The organism is Kocuria sp. KKT182 (assembly GCF_055635395.1).
This window is the reverse complement of sequence record NZ_CM145757.1, coordinates 1,333,151-1,355,918: the sequence shown is the minus strand read 5'-3', so window position 1 is coordinate 1,355,918 and position 22,768 is coordinate 1,333,151. Positions and strand designations below refer to the sequence as shown.

Sequence of the window (22,768 nt, the reverse complement as noted above, 5' to 3'; positions counted from 1 at the left end):
CCGCTCACGGCACGGGGGTGACCAGGGTGCCGTCGGCCAGCCAGCTGCGGAGGTTGCGCAGGGTGAGCTCGGCCATCTCCCGCCGGGTCTCCACGGTCGCGCTGCCCACGTGCGGCAGGAGCACCACCGTGTCGAGCTCGCGCAGGGCGGCCGGCACCCGGGGCTCGTCGGCGAAGACGTCCAGGCCGGCCCCGCCGAGCCGGCCCTCCTGCAGCGCCGCCACCAGGGCCCGCTCGTCGACGACCGAGCCGCGGGCGACGTTGACGAGGAACCCGTCCGGGCCGAGGGCGTCCAGCACCTCCGCGCCGACCGTCCCGGCGGAGTCCGGGCCGCCGGGGACGGCGACCACGAGCACGTCGACGGCGGCCGCCAGCTCCGCCGCGGACCCGTGGTAGGCGTATCCGCTGCCGGTGGCCGGGCGCCGGTTGTGGTAGTGGATCTCGCAGCCCAGCGCCTCCAGCCGGACGGCGACCGCCCGGCCGATCCTGCCGAGGCCCAGCACGCCCACCCGCCGTCCGGAGGCGTGCCGGCCCAGCGGGAAGTTCCCCGTGCTTTCCCACTGCCCGCGCCGGACGTAGCGGTCCGCCGCGGAGAAGCGGCGCAGCACGTCCAGGTAGAGGGCCAGCGCGGTGTCCGCCACGGCGTCGGTCAGGACGTCGGGGGTGTTGCTCATCACGATGCCGCGCGCGGCGGCCCCGGCGGCGTCCGTGCCGTCGTAGCCCACGCCGAAGTGGACGACGGCCTCGAGCCGGGGCAGCCGCCGCATCAGGTCCGCGCCCACGCCGGTGCGCCCGGAGCCGACCGCCACCCTGACGTCGCCGGCGTGCCGCTCGAGGAAGCGGTCCTGCTCGGCGGGGTCCTCGGGCAGGCGCAGGGCGGAGAACTCGGCGGCCAGCGCCTCCTCCAGCAGGGGGTGCAGGGCGCTGAGCTGCAGCACCCCGTGGTCCTGCGGGGCGTGGCGGGCGGAGGGGTCCGGGCCGGTGCCGGTCGTGTTCGTCATGCCTGCAACCTAGGGACGAACAGGTCCCCGCGTCCAGCGGGGCGTGCCGGGCGGGCGGGTCAGTCGTTCTCCCGGGTGCGGCGGACGATGTCGAGGGCGACGGCGTGCAGGTCCCCGTCGTGGGCCCGGGCGACCGCGCGCTGGCGCTGGTAGCCGGCGCCCTGCTCCAGGATCCGCTCCACGTCGGCGAGCTCCCGGGAGCAGCCCAGCTGCGCGGCCACGGGCTCCAGCCGGTCGAGCAGCGCGGTCAGGTCCGTGCGCAGGTCCCGCTCGACGTTGCGCGGGTCGGTGATGACCTCGGCGTCGAGGCCGTAGCGGGCGGCGCGCCACTTGTTCTCCTGGATGTGCCAGGGCTTCAGGCGGGCGGGGGGCCGGCCCGCCTCCACGTCCCGGGAGATGGACTCCGCGAGGCACTGGGTGAGCGCCGTGAGCGCCCCGACCTCCCACAGGGTCGAGAGCCCGTCGCAGAAGCGCACCTCGTCGGTGCCCAGCCGGGGCACGGGGCGCACGTCCCAGCGGGCCTCGCTCATCTCCTCGATGATGCCGGTGGCGATCATGTCCGTGATGCACTGCTCGTAGGCGTCCCAGGACGGGAAGTGGTACGGCAGCCCCGCCGTGGACAGCTGCTGGAAGATCATGGAGCGCTGGGACGCGTAGCCGGTGTCCTCGCCCGCCCAGAAGGGCGAGTTCGCGGACAGCGCCAGCAGGTGCGGGTAGTAGGTCAGCAGCCCGTCCAGCACGGGCAGCGCCTTCGCCCGGGAGTCGAGGCCCACGTGCACGTGCACCCCGTAGATGACCATCTGCCGGCCCCAGTACTGGGTGCGGTCCACGAGCTTGTGGTAGCGCTGCTTGTCGGTGACCTGCTGGTCCTGCCAGCGGGCGAACGGGTGGGTGCCGGCGGCGAAGACCTCGAGGCCCTGCGGGTCGGTGACCTTGCGGATCTCGTCCAGCATGGTGGACAGCTGCTCGGTGGAGTGGGCGACGTCCCGGCACACCCCGGTGACCAGCTCGACGGTGTTGAGCAGGAACTCCCCGGTCAGGTGCGGGTGGTCGCCGTCCGTGCCCCAGGCGGGGTGGGCGTCCAGGACGGCCTCGAACGTCTCCCGGCCCCGGGGGACGAGATCCCCGGTGGTGCCGTCCACGAGGGCGATCTCCCACTCGACGCCCAGCGTCGACTGGTGGGAGCGGGCGAACGAGATCTCCACGCGGCAGGTCCTCCGTGCTCTGGGGGCGGGCCGGTCGGCCCGCGGAGCCATCAGTCTACGGTTTCCACGACGATCACGACGCGCTGCTCCGCGGGGCCCGCGCCGCCCCGCCCCGGGCCTCCCGGGCCGGGGCCCGGGGCCGTCCGGGTGACCACGAGCGTGGCCCGTCCGGGGCCCTTCGGCGCGAGCCGGCGGCGCAGCTCCTCCGGGGTGACGTCCGTGCCGCGCTTCTTGATCTCGAGCGTGCCGACCTCGTGCTCCCGGACCCACCGCTTGAGCACCTTGACGGTGTGCGGCAGCACCTCCCGGACGCGGTACGCCCGGGCCAGCGGGGTGCGCACGAGCTCGTCGGAGGTGAGGTAGGCGATCCGGGGGTGGATCAGCCGCGCGCCCAGCTGCCGGGCGAGGTCCGTGACGAGCCCCGCCCGGATCACCGCGCCGTCCGGTTCGTAGAGGTACGCGCCCACGGGGCCGACCACGGCGTCGGCGTGGGCGGGGTCGTGGTCCTCGGGGCTGGTGAGCTCCGCGGACCCGTGCTCGGAGAGCACGAGCGCCGCCCGCCGCACGCCGGGGCGGGCCACCGCGTTGAACCACAGCACGGCCTCGACCACGTCGCCCCGGTCGGAGACCCACTGCGCCTCGCACCCGGCGGGGACCGCCTCGTGCGGGATGCCCGGCCCCAGCTTCACCCCGACGGGCAGGCCGCGCCCGGCCAGCGCCTCGACGAAGGACAGGGGCGGGGAGAACGCCTCGGGGTCGAAGATCCGGCGGGTGCCCGACGACGACGTGGTGCGCCGGGCCGGGTCCAGCCACACCCCGTCCGGCGGTCCGCCGGGCAGGGCGGCGAGGTCCAGCCGCTCGACGTCGGCCTGCAGCACCGTGGCCTCGGGGAAGGGGAGGAGGTTGAGCGTGGCCACCGCGGCCGTGGTCTCGTCGAGCTCCACGGCGGTGACCCGGCGGTCCAGGGAGGCCAGCGCGAGCGCGTCCGCGCCGATGCCGCAGCCGAGGTCGGCCACGTGCACCAGGTCCGCGTCGGCGAAGCGCCGGGCGTGCAGGGCGGCCACCCGCAGCCGGGTGGCCTGCTCGAGGCCGGCCCGGGTGAAGAGCATGCGGTCGGCGAAGTCGCCGAACTTCTCCCGCGCCCTGGCGCGGAGCCGGGCCTGGGTGAGCACCGCGGAGACGAGCCGGGGATCGTGCCCCGCGGCGCGCAGGCGGGTCGCGGCCCCCAGGGCGTCGTCGGCGTCGTAGGGGCCCACGGCCTCCAGCAGGCGACTCCCGTCGGCGGTGAGCAGGGGTGCGATGTCGGTCGCCTCGTTCTGCATCGGTCCACCCTATCCGCCCCCGCCCGTCCGGGCGGGCACCGGTCAGTAGAACGCGGCGAGACGGCCCCGGGGGCCGTCGATGACGGTCACCGGGGTCTCGAAGACCCGGGTGAGGACCGCGCCGTCCATGATCTCGTGCGGCTCGCCGAACTCGGCGACCCGGCCGTCCTTGACGGCGCAGATCCGGTCCGCGTAGTGGCTGGCGAAGTTGATGTCGTGGAGCACGATGACGATGGTGCGCCCCATCTCGTCGCAGGCCCGCCGCAGGTGCTGCATCATCGACACGGCGTGCCGCATGTCGAGGTTGTTGAGGGGCTCGTCCAGCAGCACGTGGTCGGTCTCCTGGGCGAGAACCATGGCGACGTACGCGCGCTGGCGCTGGCCGCCCGACAGCTGGTCGAGATAGCGGTGCTCCAGCGGCGCCAGGCCGAGGAAGTCGATGTACCTGCCGATGATCTCGTCGTCCACGGCGGTGAGCCGGCCGCGGCTGTGGGGGAAGCGGCCGAAGCCCACCAGCTGCCGCACGGTGAGCCGGGTGATGTAGTGGTTCTCCTGGCGCAGGACGGAGACGATCCGGGCGAGGTCCTTGGACCGGGTCCGGGCCACGTCGTAGCCGGCGATGTCGATGCTGCCGTCGTCGAGGCCGAGCAGGCGTCCGATCATCGTCAGCAGCGTGGACTTGCCCGCCCCGTTGGGGCCGACCAGGGCGGTCATGCCGGCCGACGGGATCTCGAGGTCGACGGGTCCGACCGTGACCTCACCGCCGTAGTCCTTGCGCACGTTGGTCAGGGTGATCACAGCCGGCCCTTTCGGAGGATGACGTAGAGGAAGACGGAGCCGCCGACGAGCTCGATGATGATCGAGACGACGCCCTGGGCGTAGAAGACGTGGTTCAGGACGAAGTAGGCGCCCGTCAGGACGAGGAACCCGGTGAGGACCGCCACGGGGAAGAGGTGGCGGTGGTCGTACGTGTCGGCGAACTGGTAGGCGAGCGTCGCCACCAGGAAGCCGAGGAACGTCATGGGGCCCACCAGGGCGGTGGAGACGGCCATCAGGACGGAGACGAGGAAGAGGGTGCCCATGATCTCGGCGCGGTGCCGCAGGCCGAGGTTCAGGCTCACGTCCCGTCCGAGGGCGACCACGTTCAGGCGCGAGGACCTCAGCCACAGGGCGCCGCCGGCCAGCAGGCACAGCGGGACGGCCACCGGCAGGTAGTCGGCCTGGGCGTTCGTCACGGAGCCGAACAGCCGGGCGGAGAGCACGTCGAACTCGCTGGGGGACAGCAGACGCTGCATGAAGGTCGAGACGGAGCCGAGGCCCCCGCCGATGATGATGCCCACGAGCAGCATCACCTGCAGGTTCCCGTACCGGCCGGAGAGCAGCCAGCCGTAGAGCGCGAGGGAGAGCGCGACCATGAGGGCGACCTGCAGCAGGAACTGCGGCACGCCCTGCAGGACGAGGATCCCCGCGGCGCCCAGGAAGTACACCGTGGACGTCTGGATCGCCACGTAGAGGGACTCGAAGCCCATGATCGACGGGGTGATGATCCGGTTGTTCGTGGCCGTCTGGAAGCTCACGGTCGCGATCGCCTGGCAGAAGGCCACGACCGCCATGATGACCACGCTCGTCACCCGGCGGTCCGCGATCCGCCAGAAGCCGTCCGAGCCGACCGGCATCGGGTTGTCCCAGGCCAGCAGGCCGAAGGCGAAGCCCGCGGAGGCGAGGGCCAGCACGGCGACGACCGTCCAGTACCGCCGCCGGGCCCGCGGGGTGGGGAAGGCCCCGGCGCGGCCCCGTGCGGCGGGGGCCGCCGGCGCCGCGGCCGGTGCGGGTGCGGGAGTGCTGAGCACGGCCTCAGACACGACGACGCTGCCTCAGGAGCAGGCAGACGAACACCACGGCGCCGACGATCCCGAGGATCACGGACACGGGGATCTCGAACGGCATGATGATGATCCTTCCGATGAGGTCGCACAGCGTCACGATGGCGATGCCGAGCAGGCACACCCACGGCAGGTTGCTGCGCAGGTCGTCGCCGCGGACCATCGAGACGATGTTCGGCACGATGAGGCCCAGGAAGGGCAGGTTGCCGACGACGACGGTGACGACGCCGGTGGCCACCGCGATCAGCCCGGTCCCGAGCAGGACGGTGCGGTGGTAGTTCAGCCCGACATTGGTGGCGACGTCCTCGCCGAGCCCGGCGACGGTGAGCCGGTCCGCCACGAGGAACACCGCGATCCCGACCAGGAGCACGATCCACAGCACCTCGTACTGACCGCGCAGCACCGAGGTGAAGCTGCCGGCGAACCAGACGCCGAGGTTCTGCAGCATGTCCGTCTGCAGCGCCAGGAACGTCGAGACGGACCCGACCACCGCGCCCAGCATGATGCCGACGATGGGCACGATGAGGGAGGAGCGCAGGGAGACGCGGCGCAGGAAGAGGAAGAAGACCATGGTCCCGATGAAGGCCGCGGTCACGGCGCCGAGCATCCGGGTGAGGACCGTGGCGGTGGGCACCAGGAGCACGACGAGCAGCAGCCCGAGCCCCGCCCACTCGGTGGTGCCCGTGGTGGTGGGCTCCACGAAGCGGTTCTGCGTGAGCAGCTGCATCACCAGGCCGGACATGGACATGGCGGCGCCGGCCAGGACCAGGGCGATGGTGCGGGGGATCCGCGTGATCGCGAACATCTCGTCGCCGTCCTCGGCGCCGAAGACGTCGTAGACCCCCGTGAGGAGGGACGCGGCCAGCAGCGCGAGGACGCCGAGCGCACCGAGCAGCAGCTTCCAGTCGAACAGCGAGCCCTTGCTCGCCGCGGGGGGTCTCGACACGATCGTCGACATGGGGTCAGTCCTTCCTCCGGCCTCGTGCCCGGCGGACGGCGGTGGTGGGGCGGACGCCGCCACCGCCGTCCGGATGATGGGTCAGTCCCGCGCGCCCATGGCGTCGGCCAGGGTGTCGAAGAACTCGGTGTAGGTCTGGATGCCCTCGTTGGTGTAGGTGTCCCGGGGCATGTAGACGACCTGGCCCTCCTGCACCGCGGTGACGTTCTGCAGGGCCGCGGCGTTCTCGATGACCTCCTGCGCCGGGGTGTACTCCGGGTCCTCGGCGGAGATCGCGGCGTCGCGGTCCAGCACGAGGATCCAGTCGGGGTTCGAGTCGGCGATCGCCTCCACGGAGATGTCGTCGCCCTGGTGGTCGTCGCTGGCGCCCTCGACCTCGAGGGCCGGTGCGAAGTCGAAGATCTCGAACAGCGGGCCCAGGGTGCGTCCGTTGCCCGGGGCGATGAAGCCGATCTCGCCGCCGGAGACGGTGACGGCCATGACCGTGTCGCCGGGCCGGTAGCCGTCGACGACGCGCTGCATCGCCGCGTCGAAGTCGCCGTTGATCTGCTCGGCCTCGTCCTCGCGGTCGAAGACCTGGCCCAGGACGGAGGTCTGCCGCTTCAGCTCCTCGTCGAAGGGCTCGTCCTCCCGCGGGTCGAGCTCGACGATGGTGGCCTCCGGCACCAGGTCGGCGAAGTCCTCGCGGTAGTCGGCGAAGCGCTGGCCGTTGACGATGAGGTCGGGGTCCGCGGCGACGACGGCCTCGAGGTCGGGCTCGCGGTGGTTGCCGAGGTCGACGACGGACTCGTCGTCGGCGTAGGCGATGGTGTCCGGCATGAGGGCGCGCGGGGCCGCCGCCAGTTCGACGCCCCACTCGGCGAGCGTCTCGAAGGTGCGGTTGTCGGTGGCGACGACGGACGCCGGCGGGGCCTCGACCGTCTGCGTGCCGTAGTTGTCCTCGACCTCGACCGTGGCGGCGGAGGGGGCGGACGACTCCGCGGAGGCGGCCTCGTCGCCCTGGGCCGTGCCGCAGGCGGTGAGGGCGAGGACACCGGCGACGGCCAGGAGGGCAGCCGGGTGCTGGGTGCGGTTCATGGTCTTCCTTCGTGCAGAGGACGCCGGCGTGCTCCGGGGTGGCGGACGCCGGCGGGATCCGATGGGCGCGACGGACCTGCGCACGGATGCGCCGGGACGTCGAGGAGGGCACCGCTGCTCGGCCGAGGTAAGGGTTGCCTTACCGCTCAACCTAGAGGGTCGGGCGGGCGTGAGGCAAATCATTGGCGAACACGGGCGTGACCTAATTCCCGCCGGACGTTCCCGCGGGGGTCGGCGCGCTGGCACTCGCCTTGACCGACTGCCAGCCCGCTCCTACAGTTGGCCTTGGCACTCTCCGGGTGAGGGTGCTAAGGGCCAGGCGATCGACCGGCACCGCGACGACGGTCGGTGCGCCGATCGGCCCGAAGCTCGACGGCGGGCTCCGCCCGCGGTCGCCCACCGTTTTCCACCCCTACAGACAAGGAGAGATCGTGTCGGTCTCCATCAAGCCTCTCGAGGATCGCATCGTCGTCCAGCCGCTCGCCGCTGAGCAGACCACCGCGTCCGGTCTCGTCATCCCGGACACCGCCAAGGAGAAGCCCCAGGAGGGCAAGGTCCTGGCGGTCGGCCCCGGTCGTGTCGACGACTCCGGCAACCGCATCCCGGTCGACGTCCAGGAGGGCGACGTCGTGATCTTCTCGAAGTACGGCGGCACCGAGGTCAAGTACAACGGCGAGGAGTACCTGGTCCTCCCGGCCCGCGACGTGCTCGCCGTCGTCGTCAAGTAGACCGGGCCGCACCGACCCGGCGCAGACCGCGCAGTCCTGACGAAGGGTGCCCGCCGCACGCCCCGCTGTTCCGGCGGGCCCGCGGCGGGCACCCTTCGCCGATCCAGACCCCGAAACCCGCTGGCGACCCCAGCCACCCCAGAAGGAGCTCTTCGCCCATGGCCAAGCAGCTGGCGTTCGACGACGCCGCCCGCAAGTCCCTCGAGAACGGCGTCAACAAGCTCGCCGACACCGTCAAGGTCACCCTCGGCCCGCGCGGGCGCAACGTGGTGCTCGACAAGAAGTGGGGCGCCCCCACGATCACCAACGACGGCGTGACCATCGCCCGCGAGGTCGAGCTCGACGACCCGTACGAGAACCTCGGTGCCCAGCTCGCCAAGGAGGTGGCGACCAAGACCAACGACGTCGCCGGCGACGGCACCACCACCGCCACCGTGCTCGCCCAGGCGCTCGTCAAGGAGGGCCTGCGCAACGTGGCCGCCGGCGCCGACCCGCTGAGCCTCAAGCGCGGCATCGAGAAGGCCGTCGAGGCCGTCTCCGAGCGCCTGCTCGAGAACGCCCGCCCGGTGGAGGGCACCAACGTCGCCCACGTGGCGACCATCTCCGCGCAGGACCCGGCGATCGGCGAGCTCATCGCCCGGGCCTTCGAGACCGTCGGCAAGGACGGCGTCATCACGATCGAGGACGGCTCGAGCACCGAGGTGGAGCTCGACGTCACCGAGGGCATGCAGTTCGACAAGGGCTACCTGTCCCCGTCCTTCGTGACCGACGCCGAGCGCCAGGAAGCGGTCATGGAGAACTCCCTGGTGCTGCTGTACCAGGGCAAGATCTCCTCGGTGCCCGAGCTCATGCCCGTGCTGGAGAAGGTCCTCCAGGCCAAGAAGCCGCTGACCATCATCGCGGAGGACGTCGAGGGCGAGGCCCTGTCCACCCTCGTGGTCAACCGGCTGCGCGGCACCCTCGACGTCGTGGCCCTCAAGGCCCCCGGCTTCGGCGACCGCCGCAAGGCGATCATGCAGGACCTCGCCGTCCTCACCGGCGGCCAGCTCATCACCAGCGAGCTGGGCATCAGCCTCGACCAGGTCACCCTGGAGCAGCTGGGCACCGCCCGGCGCGTCACGGTCACCAAGAACACCACCACCCTGGTCGACGGCGGGGGCACCCCGGCCGAGATCCAGGACCGGGTCGCCACGATCCGCGCCGAGGTGGAGCGCACCGACTCCGAGTGGGACCGCGAGAAGCTCCAGGAGCGGCTCGCCCGCCTGGCCGGCGGGGTCTCCGTGATCAAGGTCGGCGCCGCCACCGAGGTCGAGGCCAAGGAGCGCAAGCACCGCATCGAGGACGCCGTCTCCGCGACCCGCGCGGCCCTCGAGGAGGGCATCGTCGCCGGCGGCGGCACCGCCCTCGTGCAGGCCGCGAAGGTCCTCGACGAGTCCGACCTCGGGCTCACCGGGGACGCCGCGACCGCGCTCGGCATCGTCCGCCGCGCGCTGCGGCAGCCGCTGTACTGGATCGCCCAGAACGCCGGTCAGGACGGGGCCGTGGTCGCCTCCCGCGTCGCCGAGCTCGAGGCCGGGCACGGCTACGACGCCGCCACCGGCGAGTACGTCGAGATGGTCGGCGCCGGCATCATCGACCCCGTCAAGGTCACCCGCTCGGCGCTGCAGAACGCCGCGTCCATCGCGGCGCTCGTGCTGACCACCGAGACGCTCGTGACGGACAAGCCCGCCGAGGACGAGGGGCACGGCCACGGCCACCAGCACTGACGGCCGGCACTGACGGCCGGCGCCGAGCCGGCTCGCCCCGCGGACCCGTCCCACCACCGGTGGGGCGGGTCCGTCGCCGTCTCCGGGGGCCGCCCCGGCGCCTCCGGTAGAGTGCGGGGGTCCGTCCGACCACTGCCGCGCCCCCGGCGGCACGGTGTTCCCAGGAGATGCCCATGACGACCCTCGGTGCGCAGAGCACTCCCGCCGGCGTCGAGCCGGACACGGCCCGGCGGGTGGCCCGGTACGCCGGGTTCCGTCCGGAGGTGCAGGGGCTGCGCTTCGTCGCCGTGCTGCTCGTGGTGGTCTACCACGTGTTCCTGGACCGGGTGTCCGGGGGAGTGGACATCTTCCTGCTGATCTCGGCGTTCTTCCTGACCCTGTCCTTCGTGCGCAAGCTCGAGGCGGGGAGGCCGCTGGCGCTGGGGCGGTACTGGCTGCACGTGTTCAAGCGGCTGCTGCCGCTGGCGGTGCTCACGATCCTGGGCACCCTGGTGCTGGCGTGGTGGTTCTTCCCGGAGGCGCGGATCGACCGGGTCCGCACGGAGGCGCTGGCCTCGGTGTTCTACGTGGAGAACTGGGCGCTGGCGCTGGCCGAGGTGGACTACTACGCCGCCGACGACTCCACGGCCTCCCCGTTCCAGCACTTCTGGTCCCTGTCGGTGCAGGGGCAGGTGTTCCTGCTGTGGCCGCTGGTGTTCGGGGCGGCGTGGCTCGTGTGCCGGGGCGGGCGCCGGCGGCCGGTGCCGGTGCTGGCGGTGATCTTCGGGCTGGTCCTCGCGGTCTCCCTCGCCTGGTCGGTGCACACGACCGCCACGGACCAGGCGTTCGCCTACTTCGACACCCGGGCCCGGCTGTGGGAGTTCGCCCTCGGGTCCCTGCTGGCCCTCGCGGTGCCGTACCTGAAGCCGCCGCGGTCGGTGCGGGTGGTGCTGGGCTGGGCCGGGATGCTCAGCATGGTCTCGGTCGGGGTGCTGATCGACGTGCAGGGGGCCTTCCCCGGCTGGATCGCCCTGTGGCCGCTGCTCTCGGCCGCGGCGATCATCGTGGCCGGGCACTCCGGCTCGCCCTTCGGCCTGGACCGCTTGCTGGCCTCGCGGCCGCTGGTGCGGCTGGGGGACGCCTCCTACGCGCTCTACCTCATCCACTGGCCGTTGCTGATCACCTACCTGGTGCTGCGGGACCGGCCCGTGGCCGGGCCGCGGTCGGGGGTCGCGATCATCCTGGTCTCCCTGCTGCTGGCGGTGGCCGCCACCAAGCTCGTGGAGCGCCCGTTCCAGCGGTGGGCGTGGCCGGAGCGGGACAAGCGGCGGCTGGCCGTGTCGGTGGCGGTGAGCCTGGCGCTCGTGGCGGTGCCGGTGCTGGCGTGGCAGCAGGCCGACGCACGGCGGGCGGCCGCGCTGGCGGAGGACGCCGCCCGCAACAACCCCGGGGCCGCGGTGCTGGACCCGGGCTTCGAGTTCCGGGGCGACCCGGACGCCCCCACCCTGCCCCTCGCCTCCGCGCTGGGCGACGAGTGGGTCGGGCTGCCCGAGCCCTGCTCCGGGGCGTTCGCCCCCGAGCAGGAGGTCCTCGAGCAGTACTGCCGCCAGACCCCGGCCCTGCCGGACCCCGAGCGGACGATCGCGGTGGTCGGCAACTCCCACATGGAGCAGTTCATGGGCGCGGTGATCCCCCTCGCGGAGGAGCGCAACTGGCAGCTCGTCGCCGTGCTGCAGCCGGGCTGCGCCTTCGCGGTGCGCCCGGAGGGGGACGCGTGCCACGAGGGCAACGACGCGGCGATCGAGTACGTGGAGCGGCTCGCCCCGGACGCGGTCATGACGACCTCGACCTACGCCGCCCGGATGGACGGTCCCGCCGAGGCCCTCGTCGGGGGGTTCCCGGAGCTGGTCGACCGCCTCACGGGCCAGGGCATCGACGTCGTCGGCTTCCGGGACAACCCCCGGTTCGACTTCAACCCCTACGAGTGCGCCGTGCGCCACGGCCAGGACGCCGACCGGTGCCGCGTGCCCGTCGAGCAGGTCCTGGCGCCCGTCAACCCGGCCGACGCCCTCCGGGACCGGAACGGCTTCGCCTCGCTCGACCTCACCGACCTCATCTGCCCGGAGGGGCTGTGCCGTCCCGTGGTGGGCAACGTGCACGTCTTCTTCGACCCGCACCACCTCACGTGGACCTACGCGCGGACGATGGCGCCGGCCCTCGAGACCCGGCTCCCCGGCACGCTCCTCCAGGAGGTGTCCTCGTGAGCACGGTGCAGGCCGGCGCCCCGCGCCCGGACCCGGGGGCCACCTCCCCGGACGGCCCCGGGGGCGTCGAGCCGGACACGGCCCGGCGGGTGGCCCGGTACTCCGGGTTCCGCCCCGAGGTGCAGGGACTGCGGTTCGTCGCGGTGCTGCTCGTCGTGGTCTACCACGTGTTCCTCGGCCGGGTCTCCGGGGGCGTGGACGTGTTCCTGCTGATCTCCGCCTTCTTCCTCACCCTGTCCTTCGTGCGCAAGCTCGAGGCCGGCCGGCCCCTGGCCCTGGGACGGTACTGGCTGCACGTGTTCAAGCGGCTGCTGCCCCTGGCGGTGCTCACCATCCTCGGCACCCTCGTCCTGGTGGCCGCCGTCTACCCCGGCTCCGACGCCGGGCAGTGGCGCACCGAGGCGCTGGCCTCGGTGTTCTACGCGGAGAACTGGGCGCTCGCGCTGAGCTCCGTCGACTACTACGCCGCCGACCACTCGACCGCCTCGCCGTTCCAGCACTTCTGGTCCCTGTCGGTCCAGGGGCAGGTGTTCCTGCTGTGGCCGCTGATCTTCGCCGCCGCCTGGCTGCTCACGCGGCGGGGGAGCCTCCGGCCGGTCCCCGTCCTGGTCGCGATGTTCGGCACCGTGCTCGTGGCCTCCCTGGCCTGGTCCGTGCACAGCACGGCCGTCCAGCAGGAGTTCGCCTACTTCGACACCCGCACCCGGCTGTGGGAGTTCGCCCTCGGGTCGCTGCTCGCCCTCGCCCTGCCCTACCTGAGGCCGCCGCGGACCGCGCGCGTGGCCCTGGGCTGGGCCGGGCTGCTCAGCATGGTCTCCGTGGGGGTGCTGGTCGACGTGCAGGGGGCGTTCCCCGGGTGGATCGCGCTGTGGCCGCTGCTCTCGGCCGCGGCGATCATCGTGGCCGGCCGCTCCGGGTCCCCGTTCGGACTGGACCGGATCCTCGCCTCGCGGCCCCTGGTGCGGCTGGGGGACTCGGCCTACGCGCTGTACCTGATCCACTGGCCCGTGCTGATCACCTACCTCGTGCTGCGGGACCGGCCCATGGCCGGGCCGCGATCGGGGGTGGTGATCATCGTCGTCTCCCTGGTGCTCGCCGTGCTGGCCACCCGGCTGGTCGAGGACCGGTTCAAGAAGTGGGCCTGGCCCGAGCAGAACAAGCGGCGCCTCGCCGGGGTCGTGGTGCTCTGTCTCGCCCTGGTCACAGCCCCCGTGCTCGCCTGGCAGCAGCTCGAGGACCGGCGTGCCGAGCGGATCCAGGCCGAGGCCGTCCGGAACAACCCCGGGGCCGCCGTCCTCGAGCCCGGCTTCGAGTTCCGCGGCGACCCGGACGCCCCGACCCTGCCCCTGCCGGAGGACCTGCCGAGGCAGCCGGCCTCCCTCGGCGAGGCCTGCCCCGAGGACCTCGACCTGCCGGAGGAGCTCCTCCGCTTCTGCCACGAGAGCGTGGCGCAGGAGGCCCCCGAGCGGACGGTGCTCGTGCTCGGCAACAGCCACCTGCAGCACTGGCTCCCCGCGCTGCGGCCCCTGGCGGAGGCCGAGCGGTGGCGGGTGCTGACCTGGATCCAGCCGGGCTGCTTCTACGCCGCCGCCGAGGACCAGCCGGGCTCGGAGAGCTGCCGGGCGTGGTTCGAGGGCGCCGAGCAGATGATCGGCACCGCCGACCCCGACCTCGTCGTCGTCCAGTCGACCTTCACCGACCTGGAGGGGGAGGTCCTCCGGCCCGGGCTGGAGCAGCGGATCCGCGAGCTCACCGACCGCGGGATCCCCGTGGTCGGGATCCGCGACACCCCCCGCTTCCCGGAGGCGCCGGCCGAGTGCGCGGTGGCGAACGGGGAGGACGACCCCCGGTGCACCTTCGCGCACCCCATGGTGGGCACGCCCGATCCCGCGCTCCCGCTCGCCCGCGAGCTGCCGCTCTACTCGACCCTGGACCTCACCGACCTGATCTGCCCGGACGGGCGGTGCCCGCCGGTCGTCGGCAACGTCTACGTGTACTGGGACGACGACCACCTCAGCCGGGTGTACTCCGAGAGCGCCGCCCCGGTCTTCGGCGAGCGGTTCCGGGAGGCCCTTGCCACCGACGGCCTCCGCCCCTGACGACCGCCCGTCCCCGGCCGCCGGCCCCCGGCGCCGCCCGGTGACGGAGCGCCGGGTGCCGCGCGCGGCGCCGGTCGTGCGATAAGGTCGCGACGGGCGCCCCCGGCCCCGCCCCCCTCGCCCCGCATCACCCTCGCTCCGCATCCCCCCGCTCCCCTCCCGGCGCCGCCCCGCGGCCGCGTCCGGGACGCTCCCTCCTGGAGGTGCCCCCGTGGCCACCGTGCACGCCGCCGCTCCGCAACCGTCCACCGGGACCGCCGACCGCGGGGACGCGGCCCGGCGGCGGACCGGACGGTACTCGGGCTTCCGGCCCGAGGTGCAGGGCCTGCGCGCGGTGGCGGTGCTGCTCGTGGTGGTCTACCACGTGTTCCTCGGCCGGGTCTCCGGGGGCGTGGACGTGTTCCTGCTGATCTCGGCCTTCTTCCTGACGCTGTCCTTCGTGCGCAAGCTCGAGGCGGGGAGGCCGCTGGCGCTGGGGCGGTACTGGCTGCACGTGTTCAAGCGGCTGCTGCCCCTGGCGGTGCTCACGATTCTGGGCACCCTGGTGCTGGTGGAGCTGCTCTACCCGGGCTACGACGCCGGGCAGTGGCGCGCCGAGGCGCTGGCCTCGGTGTTCTACGCGGAGAACTGGGCGCTGGCGCTCAACGCGGTGGACTACTACGCCGCCGACCACTCGACCGCCTCGCCGTTCCAGCACTTCTGGTCCCTGTCGGTGCAGGGACAGGTGTTCCTGCTGTGGCCCCTGGTCTTCGCCGCCGCCTGGCTGATCTCCCGGCGGACCCGGTGGAGCCCCGTGCCGGTGCTGGCGGTCGTCTTCGGGGTGGTCTTCGCGGCCTCCCTGGCGTGGTCGGTGCACAGCACGGCCGTCCAGCAGGAGTTCGCCTACTTCGACACCCGCACCCGGCTGTGGGAGTTCGCCCTCGGGTCCCTGCTGGCCCTCGCGGTGCCCTGGCTGCGGCCCGGCCGCAGGGTGCGCGTGGTCCTGGGCTGGGCCGGGCTGGTGAGCATGGTCTCGGTGGGGGTGCTGGTCGACGTGCAGGGGGCGTTCCCCGGGTGGATCGCGCTGTGGCCGCTGCTCTCGGCCGCGGCGATCATCGTGGCCGGGCAGTCCGGGTCGCGCTTCGGGCTGGACCGGATCCTCGCCTCGGCGCCGCTGGTGCGGCTGGGGGACTCGGCCTACGCGCTGTACCTGATCCACTGGCCCGTGCTGGTCACCTACCTCGTGCTGCGGGACCGGCCCATGGCCGGGCCGCGGTCGGGGGTCGCGATCGTGCTGGTCTGCCTGGTGCTCGCGGTGCTGGCCACCCGGCTGGTCGAGGACCCGCTCAAGCGCTGGGCCTGGCCCGAGCGGTCCCGGCTGCGGCTGGCCGCGGTGATCGTGGTGTGCCTGGCGGCGGTCGCGGTCCCGGTGACCGCGGCCCGGGTGGCCGAGGAGCGGCGGGCGGTGGAGATCGCGGCGTCGGCCGACCGCAACAACCCCGGGGCGGCGGCCCTGCTGCCGGGCTTCCGGTACGAGGGCGACCCGGACGCCGAGACCGTCCCCGTGATCACCGGGGAGCCGTACGCCAAGCCGTCGCTCGGCGAGCCCTGCCCGCCCGGCACGGGGGTCGGCGAGCGCTTCCGGCAGTGGTGCTTCGACACCGTCCCGAACCCCGAGCCCGCCGCCACGATGCTGGTGATCGGCAACAGCCACGTGCACCAGTGGATCCCCGCCGTCGAGCTCCTGGCCGAGCGCAACGACTGGCGGGTGGTCACCTACATCCGCGGCAACTGCCTGTACGCCCTGCCCGAGGAGCAGGTGGCCGACCACGAGGCGTGCGCGCGCTGGCTCGAGGGCGCCGACCCCGTGGTGGAGGCCGTGGACCCGGACCTGGTGCTGGTGCAGGGCACCCGCAGCACGGACGAGGACCAGGAGCAGTTCACCCCCGGGATGGAGCAGCGCATCCGCGGGCTGGCGGAGCGCGGCATCCAGGTCCTCGGCCTGCGCGACAACGCCCGGTTCGACTTCGTCCCCGCGCGTTGCGCCGCGGACCACGGGGCCGACGCCCCCGAGTGCGCCGCCTCCCACGTGATCCTGGGCCCGGACAGCCCGCTGGCCCCGGTGGCCGAGCTGCCGCGGGTCACGATGGTCGACATGGGGGACCTCATCTGCCCGGACGGCACCTGCGTCCCGGTCATCGGCAACGTGTTCACGTACTGGGACAACAACCACCTCACCGTCGAGTACGTGCGGAGCCTGGCGCCCCTGTTCGCGGAGCGCGTCGAGGAGGCCCTGCGCGCGGACGGGGCAGGGTTCCCCGCCGGGTCGTGAGAGCGGCCACAGCCGTCCGCCGGCCGGGACCCGGCCCGTAGAATGATCGCGACTCCCTCGAAGCTGAAAGGCCCCACCGTGTCGGATACCGCCGTCCCCACCGCCCTGTCCGAGGACCCGTTCGGGTTCACCGGGCTGACCTACGACGACGTGCTGCTGCTGCCCGGCAACACGGACGTCATCCCGTCCGAGGCGTCGACGCGCACCCGCCTGTCCCGGCGAATCGACCTGGAGGTGCCGCTGCTGTCCGCCGCCATGGACACCGTCACCGAGTCCTCGATGGCGATCGCGATGGCCCGCCAGGGCGGCATCGGCGTGATCCACCGCAACCTCTCGATCCAGGACCAGGCCGAGCACGTGGACCGGGTGAAGCGCAGCGAGTCCGGGATGATCACCGACCCCGTCACCATCTCCCCGGAGGCGACCCTCGAGGAGCTGGACCGGCTCTGCGGCTACTACCGGGTCTCCGGGCTGCCCGTCGTGGACGCCGAGCAGAAGCTGCTGGGGATCATCACCAACCGCGACACCCGGTACCTGCCGGAGAGCGAGTTCCCGCGGCGCCGGGTGCACGAGATCATGACGCCCATGCCGCTGATCACCGGCAAGGTCGGGATGGCGAAGGACGACGCGCACCGGCTCCTGGCGACCAACAAGATCGAGAAGCTGCCGCTCGTCGACGACGCCGGCCGGCTCACCGGCCTGATCACGATCAAGGACTTCACCAAGGCCGAGCAGTACCCCCACGCCACCAAGGACGACGAGGGCCGGCTGCGCGTCGGCGCCGCCGTCGGCTTCTTCGGCGACGGCTTCGAACGGGCCATGACCCTCGTCGAGGCCGGCGTGGACGCCCTGTTCATCGACACCGCCAACGGGCACTCCCAGGGCGTGCTGGACATGATCGCCCGGCTCAAGGCGGAGACCGCCGCCGCGCACGTGGACGTCATCGGCGGGCAGGCGGCCACCCGCCACGGCGCGCAGGCCATCGTGGACGCCGGGGCGGACGCCGTGAAGGTGGGCGTGGGCCCCGGCTCGATCTGCACCACCCGCATCATCGCCGGCGTGGGCGTCCCCCAGATCACCGCCGTCAACGAGGCGGCGAAGGCGGCGATCCCGGCGGGCGTGCCCCTGATCGCCGACGGCGGCCTGCAGTACTCCGGCGACATCGGCAAGGCGCTCGTGGCCGGCGCGGACTCCGTGATGGTCGGGTCCCTGCTCGCGGGCTGCGACGAGTCCCCGGGCGAGCTGATCTTCGTCAACGGCAAGCAGTTCAAGACCTACCGGGGGATGGGCTCGCTGGGGGCCATGCAGTCCCGCGGCAAGAACACCTCCTACTCCAAGGACCGCTACTTCCAGGCCGACGTCGCCAGCGACGAGAAGCTCATCCCCGAGGGCATCGAGGGCCAGGTCCCGTACCGCGGCCCGCTCTCGGCCGTGGTCCACCAGCTCGACGGCGGCCTGCGCCAGACGATGTTCTACGTGGGCGCCCACACCGTCGAGGAGCTCAAGCACGAGGGCCGGTTCGTGCGGATCACGCCGGCCGGGCTCAAGGAGTCCCACCCGCACGACATCACGATGACCGTCGAGGCCCCCAACTACCAGCGCTGAGCGACCGTCCGCAGCACCGTTCGGAAAGGACACCATGAGCTACGACATCGAGATCGGCCGCTCCAAACGCGCCCGCCGCACCTTCTCCCTGGACGAGATCGCCCTCGTCCCCTCCCGCCGCACCCGCGACCCCCGGGACGTGTCCACGGACTGGCAGATCGACGCCTACCGGTTCTCCATCCCGTTCCTGGGCGCCCCGATGGACTCGGCGACGTCCCCGGAGACGGCCATCGCCCTCGGCCGCGCCGGGGGACTGGGCGTGCTGGACCTCGAGGGGCTGTGGACCCGCTACGAGGACCCGCAGCCGGTGCTCGACGAGATCGCGGCGCTCTCCGGCGAGGACGCCCCGGCGTCCACGCGCCGGATGCAGGAGCTCTACGAGGCGCCCGTCCAGCCGGAGCTGATCACGGCCCGGCTGGCGCAGATCCGCGAGGCGGGCGTCATCGTCGCCGGGTCCCTGACGCCGCAGCGCACGGTGGAGCACTACCGCACCGTCCTGGACGCCGGCGTGGACGTCTTCGTGATCCGCGGGACCACGGTCTCCGCGGAGCACGTCTCCCGCAACCAGGAGCCGCTGGACCTCAAGAAGTTCATCTACGACCTCGACGTCCCGGTCATCGTGGGCGGCGCCGCGGGCTACACGCCGGCGCTGCACCTCATGCGCACGGGCGCGGCCGGCGTGCTCGTGGGCTTCGGCGGCGGCGCGTCCATGCGCATCCAGAACACCCTGGGGATCCACGCGGCCATGGCCACGGCGATCTCCGACGTCGCGGCCGCCCGCCGGGACTACCTCGACGAGTCCGGCGGGCGCTACGTCCACGTCATCGCCGACGGCGGCGTGGGGGTCTCCGGGGACATCGTGAAGGCGCTCGCCATGGGCGCGGACGCCGTGATGCTCGGCACCGCGCTGGCCCGCACGGAGGAGGCGCCCGGGCAGGGCTGGCACTGGGGCGCGGAGGCCCACCACGGGCAGCTGCCGCGCGGGCTCCGCACCCGCGTGGGCACCGTGGGCCCCCTCGAGGAGGTGCTCTTCGGGCCGTCCCGCCACGTGGACGGCACCTCCAACCTCGTGGGCGCGCTGCGCCGCTCGATGGCCACCACCGGGTACCTGGAGCTCAAGGAGTTCCAGCGCGCCGAGGTGGTCATCCGCGGCTGACCCGCGACCGCCCCGCGGGGGCCAGTGCCGCGCCCCGCCGGCCCGGCACGGGCCCCCGCCGCAACTGGCGAACGCCCAGGAAGGCGCACTAGCCTTGACGGGTGCTCACGACCGCCCTGCGCCCCCGCTCGATCCTCGCCCTGATCGTGAGCCTCGGGCTGGCCGTGGGCTTCGTGCTGCTGAGCCAGTGGCAGCTGGAGTCCAGCGAGCAGTCCCGCACGGTCGCGGACCCCGCGAAGGACGTGGCCGTCCCGCTCACCGAGGCCGCCGAGGCCGGCGCCCCCGTGACCGCCGCGCAGGCCGACCAGCTCGTCACCGTCACCGGCGACTACCGGGACGGGTCCACCGTCCTGGTCCCGGGCCGGCTGCAGGACGGGACGGAGGGCTGGTGGGCCGTCACCGCCCTCGACGTCCCGGACACCGGGCAGCTGTGGCCGGACGCCGGCGGGGAGCTCACCCTCGCGGTGGCCCGCGGCTGGACCGCCGATCCCGCCGCCGTGCCGGAGGAGCCGGCGGGCGCCGTCGACGTCGTCGGCCGGTACCTGCCCGCCGAGGGCCCGGTGCCCGGCGCCGACCTGCCCGCGGGGCAGGTGGGCACGGTGTCCCCGGCGCAGCTCACCAACCGCTGGGACGCCCCGCTGTGGTCCGGGTACCTGGCCGCCTTCGCCGAGAACCCCGCGTCCGCGCCGTTCCAGCTCGCCGGGGACGGGACCCTCGCCCCGGACGCCGCGCTGCTGAGCCCGGGGCTGTCCCGGCTCGACATCGACCAGCAGCCCACGGACGAGTCCGTGAACCTGCTCAACCTCTTCTACGCGGTCGAGTGGGTGGTCTTCGCCGGGTTCGCCCTCTACATCTGGTGGCGGTTCGTGCGCGACGAGTGGCAGCGCGAGCAGAACCCCGAGGAGTACTTCTACTTCGAGGGCGAGTACTACTACGACGAGGCGGCCGGGCGCTACTACTACTACGACCCCGAGGCGGGGGAGTACTACTGGTTCGACGACCAGCCCGGCGCCCGGGCCGGCGAGCCCAGCACCCACGACAGGACCCAGGACAGGACCGGAGCCCACCATGACTGAACCCACGCAGCCGACCCCCGCCCCGAAGGACCGCACCGACGGGGTGCGGGTCTCCCTCCCGCCGGACGCCCGCCCCGCGGAGGCGGCGTCCCCGGGCCGCGTCCCGCGCCGGGCGGCCGCCCTGCAGCCGCGCCGCCGCTTCGGGGGCACCGAGGCCCAGATCCGCGGGGCCCTGGGCTTCTACATGGTCTGTGCGTGGATCTCCGGGACCTTCCTGCTCCTGCTCGTGGCCGAGATGATCACCCGCTACGGACTGGGCTACGACCTCGTCGCGGGCGGCACCGACCGGGCCACGGGGGAGACCGTGGCCCTCGGCTGGCAGGACCTCGAGCTCGAGAACCTCGCGGGCGGGGTCAACATCTCCACGTGGATCCTCATCGTGCACGGCTGGTTCTACGTGGTCTACCTCATCTCCTGCTTCCGGATCTGGACGCTCATGCGCTGGCCCTTCCCGCAGCTCGTGGTGATGGCCCTGGGCGGCGTGGTGCCGTTCCTGTCCTTCGTGGTGGAGCGCAAGATCCACGCCTCCACCACCGCCGAGCTGCGCGCCAACCCGAAGGCCGCGAAGCGGTACTGAGCCCTCCCCGCGCCTGGCCTAGGATGGAGGGCGTGACCGAAACAGCTGAGACCCGCACCGATCTGGAGCAGCGCCCGGTCCTGGTGGTCGACTACGGCGCGCAGTACGCGCAGCTGATCGCCCGCCGGGTCCGCGAGGCCAGTGTCTATTCCGAGATCGTCCCCCACACCTGGTCGACCGAGCAGATCCTCGCCAAGAACCCGGCGGCGATCATCCTCTCGGGCGGCCCCTCCTCCGTCTACGCCGAGGACGCACCGCAGCAGGACGCGGCGCTCTTCGAGGCCGGGGTGCCCGTCCTGGGCATCTGCTACGGCTTCCAGGCCATGGCGCAGGCCCTCGGCGGGACCGTCGCGCACACCGGCGCCCGCGAGTACGGGGCCACCACCGCCACCGCCGTCGGCGGTCCCACGGCCTCCATCCTGGAGGGCTCCCCGGGCACCCAGACCGTGTGGATGAGCCACGGCGACTCGGTCGTCGAGGCCCCCGCCGGCTTCGAGGTGCTCGCCTCCACGGAGACCACCCCGGTGGCCGCGTTCGCCGACGACGCCCGCCGGCTCTACGGCGTGCAGTGGCACCCGGAGGTCAAGCACTCCGTGCACGGGCAGCAGGTGCTCGAGCACTTCCTCTTCGACGGCGCCCGGGTCGAGCCCACCTGGTCGACCGGCAACATCATCGAGGAGCACGTCCAGCGGATCCGCGCGCAGGTCGGCTCCGCGTCCGTGATCTGCGGTCTCTCCGGCGGCGTGGACTCCGCCGTGGCCGCCGCCCTGGTCCAGCGGGCCGTGGGCGACCAGCTCACCTGCGTGTTCGTGGACCACGGGCTGCTGCGCGAGGGCGAGGCCGAGCAGGTCGAGCAGGACTTCGTGGCCGCGACCGGCGTCAACCTCTACGTGGCCGAGGAGAAGGAGCGCTTCCTCACCGCGCTCGCCGGCGTCACCGACCCCGAGCAGAAGCGCAAGATCATCGGCCGGGAGTTCATCCGCTCCTTCGAGGCCGCCGCGGAGGAGGTCGCCAAGACCGCCGCCCGGGAGGGCGAGCCCGTGCGCTTCCTCGTCCAGGGCACCCTCTACCCCGACGTGGTGGAGTCCGGCGGCGGGGAGGGCGCCGCCAACATCAAGAGCCACCACAACGTGGGCGGGCTGCCCGAGGACCTGCAGTTCGAGCTCGTGGAGCCGCTGCGCACGCTGTTCAAGGACGAGGTCCGCGCCGTGGGGCGCGAGCTCGGCCTGCCCCACGAGATCGTGGGCCGCCAGCCGTTCCCCGGCCCCGGGCTGGGCATCCGCATCATCGGGGAGATCACGGAGGCCAACCTCGCGGTCCTGCGCCGCGCCGACGCCATCGCCCGCGAGGAGCTGACCCGCGCCGGGCTCGACGACGAGGTGTGGCAGATGCCGGTCGTGCTCCTGGCGGACGTGCGCTCGGTGGGCGTGCAGGGCGACGGCCGCACGTACGGGCACCCCATCGTGCTGCGTCCCGTGTCCAGCGAGGACGCGATGACCGCCGACTGGTCGCGCCTGCCCTACGACCTGCTGGCCCGCGTCTCCAACCGCATCACCAACGAGGTCGAAGAGGTCAACCGGGTGGTCCTGGACGTCACGTCCAAGCCCCCGGGCACCATCGAGTGGGAGTAGGCCCGGGGGCGGGCCCAGGGCCCGCCCCGCACGGGCGGTACACGAGCAGCCGGGGTCGAGCGGTCCGCACGGACCGCTCGACCCGTGCGTGAGCGGTGCCCGGCCCCCGGGCCGAGGCGCAGGAGGAGAAC

General features: G+C 73.1%; 17 protein-coding genes. 10 read left to right on the top strand and 7 right to left on the bottom strand.

Going from position 1 to position 22,768, the window contains the following annotated elements; genetic code table 11:
• Positions 1 to 4 precede the first annotated feature (4 nt).
• The 7 genes from ACZ2G1_RS06210 to ACZ2G1_RS06180 all read right to left on the bottom strand — a co-directional run bounded on the left by ACZ2G1_RS06210 (position 5) and on the right by ACZ2G1_RS06180 (position 7,445).
• The gene (locus ACZ2G1_RS06210) at positions 5 to 1,000 is read right to left on the bottom strand and encodes a 2-hydroxyacid dehydrogenase (RefSeq protein ID WP_470377585.1); all 996 of its coding nucleotides are present in this window, start codon (positions 998 to 1,000) and stop codon (positions 5 to 7) included.
• A gap of 59 nt (positions 1,001 to 1,059) precedes the next feature.
• Entirely contained in the window at positions 1,060 to 2,205 is a 1,146-nt protein-coding gene (locus ACZ2G1_RS06205) for a glutamate--cysteine ligase (RefSeq protein ID WP_035924797.1), read from the bottom strand.
• Positions 2,206 to 2,255: 50 nt separating this feature from the next.
• Positions 2,256 to 3,527, bottom strand: coding sequence for a THUMP-like domain-containing protein (locus ACZ2G1_RS06200; protein WP_470377584.1), 1,272 nt, complete (start codon positions 3,525 to 3,527; stop codon positions 2,256 to 2,258).
• A gap of 42 nt (positions 3,528 to 3,569) precedes the next feature.
• Positions 3,570 to 4,325, bottom strand: a complete 756-nt coding sequence (locus ACZ2G1_RS06195) for an iron ABC transporter ATP-binding protein (RefSeq protein ID WP_017834521.1) — start codon at positions 4,323 to 4,325, stop codon at positions 3,570 to 3,572.
• On the bottom strand, positions 4,322 to 5,389 hold the full coding sequence (locus ACZ2G1_RS06190; RefSeq protein ID WP_017834522.1) for an iron chelate uptake ABC transporter family permease subunit: 1,068 nt from the start codon (positions 5,387 to 5,389) through the stop codon (positions 4,322 to 4,324). Before ACZ2G1_RS06190 ends, ACZ2G1_RS06195 begins: the two co-directional genes overlap by 4 nt.
• Positions 5,382 to 6,368, bottom strand: coding sequence for an ABC transporter permease (locus ACZ2G1_RS06185; RefSeq protein ID WP_035924791.1), 987 nt, complete (start codon positions 6,366 to 6,368; stop codon positions 5,382 to 5,384). Before ACZ2G1_RS06185 ends, ACZ2G1_RS06190 begins: the two co-directional genes overlap by 8 nt.
• An 81-nt stretch (positions 6,369 to 6,449) precedes the next feature.
• A complete protein-coding gene (locus tag ACZ2G1_RS06180; protein ID WP_272026013.1) occupies positions 6,450 to 7,445 on the bottom strand; it encodes a siderophore ABC transporter substrate-binding protein in 996 nt (331 codons plus the stop codon).
• A gap of 431 nt (positions 7,446 to 7,876) precedes the next feature.
• Between ACZ2G1_RS06180 and groES the strand changes: the two genes are divergently transcribed.
• The 10 genes from groES (at position 7,877) to guaA (ending at position 22,637) form a co-directional block, all read left to right on the top strand.
• Entirely contained in the window at positions 7,877 to 8,173 is a 297-nt protein-coding gene (gene groES, locus ACZ2G1_RS06175; RefSeq protein WP_017834525.1) for a co-chaperone GroES, read from the top strand.
• Positions 8,174 to 8,331: 158 nt separating this feature from the next.
• The gene (gene groL, locus ACZ2G1_RS06170) at positions 8,332 to 9,939 is read left to right on the top strand and encodes a chaperonin GroEL (protein WP_035924783.1); all 1,608 of its coding nucleotides are present in this window, start codon (positions 8,332 to 8,334) and stop codon (positions 9,937 to 9,939) included.
• A 173-nt stretch (positions 9,940 to 10,112) separates the two neighbouring features.
• A complete protein-coding gene (locus tag ACZ2G1_RS06165; protein WP_368826631.1) occupies positions 10,113 to 12,182 on the top strand; it encodes an acyltransferase family protein in 2,070 nt (689 codons plus the stop codon).
• Positions 12,179 to 14,281, top strand: coding sequence for an acyltransferase family protein (locus ACZ2G1_RS06160; protein WP_368826629.1), 2,103 nt, complete (start codon positions 12,179 to 12,181; stop codon positions 14,279 to 14,281). The genes ACZ2G1_RS06165 and ACZ2G1_RS06160 overlap by 4 nt, the downstream gene beginning before the upstream one ends.
• A 211-nt stretch (positions 14,282 to 14,492) precedes the next feature.
• A complete protein-coding gene (locus ACZ2G1_RS06155; protein WP_272026009.1) occupies positions 14,493 to 16,592 on the top strand; it encodes an acyltransferase family protein in 2,100 nt (699 codons plus the stop codon).
• Between the two features lie 42 nt (positions 16,593 to 16,634).
• On the top strand, positions 16,635 to 18,197 hold the full coding sequence (gene guaB / locus ACZ2G1_RS06150; RefSeq protein WP_109243775.1) for an IMP dehydrogenase: 1,563 nt from the start codon (positions 16,635 to 16,637) through the stop codon (positions 18,195 to 18,197).
• A 34-nt stretch (positions 18,198 to 18,231) separates the two neighbouring features.
• Positions 18,232 to 19,353, top strand: a complete 1,122-nt coding sequence (locus ACZ2G1_RS06145) for a GuaB3 family IMP dehydrogenase-related protein (RefSeq protein WP_017833353.1) — start codon at positions 18,232 to 18,234, stop codon at positions 19,351 to 19,353.
• 101 nt (positions 19,354 to 19,454) lie between these two features.
• Positions 19,455 to 20,429, top strand: coding sequence for an SURF1 family protein (locus ACZ2G1_RS06140; protein ID WP_115162885.1), 975 nt, complete (start codon positions 19,455 to 19,457; stop codon positions 20,427 to 20,429).
• Positions 20,422 to 21,006: a DUF3817 domain-containing protein gene (locus ACZ2G1_RS06135; RefSeq protein ID WP_017833355.1), complete on the top strand. Its 585-nt coding sequence runs from the start codon at positions 20,422 to 20,424 to the stop codon at positions 21,004 to 21,006. Before ACZ2G1_RS06140 ends, ACZ2G1_RS06135 begins: the two co-directional genes overlap by 8 nt.
• A gap of 23 nt (positions 21,007 to 21,029) precedes the next feature.
• Positions 21,030 to 22,637, top strand: a complete 1,608-nt coding sequence (gene guaA, locus ACZ2G1_RS06130) for a glutamine-hydrolyzing GMP synthase (protein ID WP_109222029.1) — start codon at positions 21,030 to 21,032, stop codon at positions 22,635 to 22,637.
• The last annotated feature ends 131 nt before the right edge of the window (positions 22,638 to 22,768 follow it).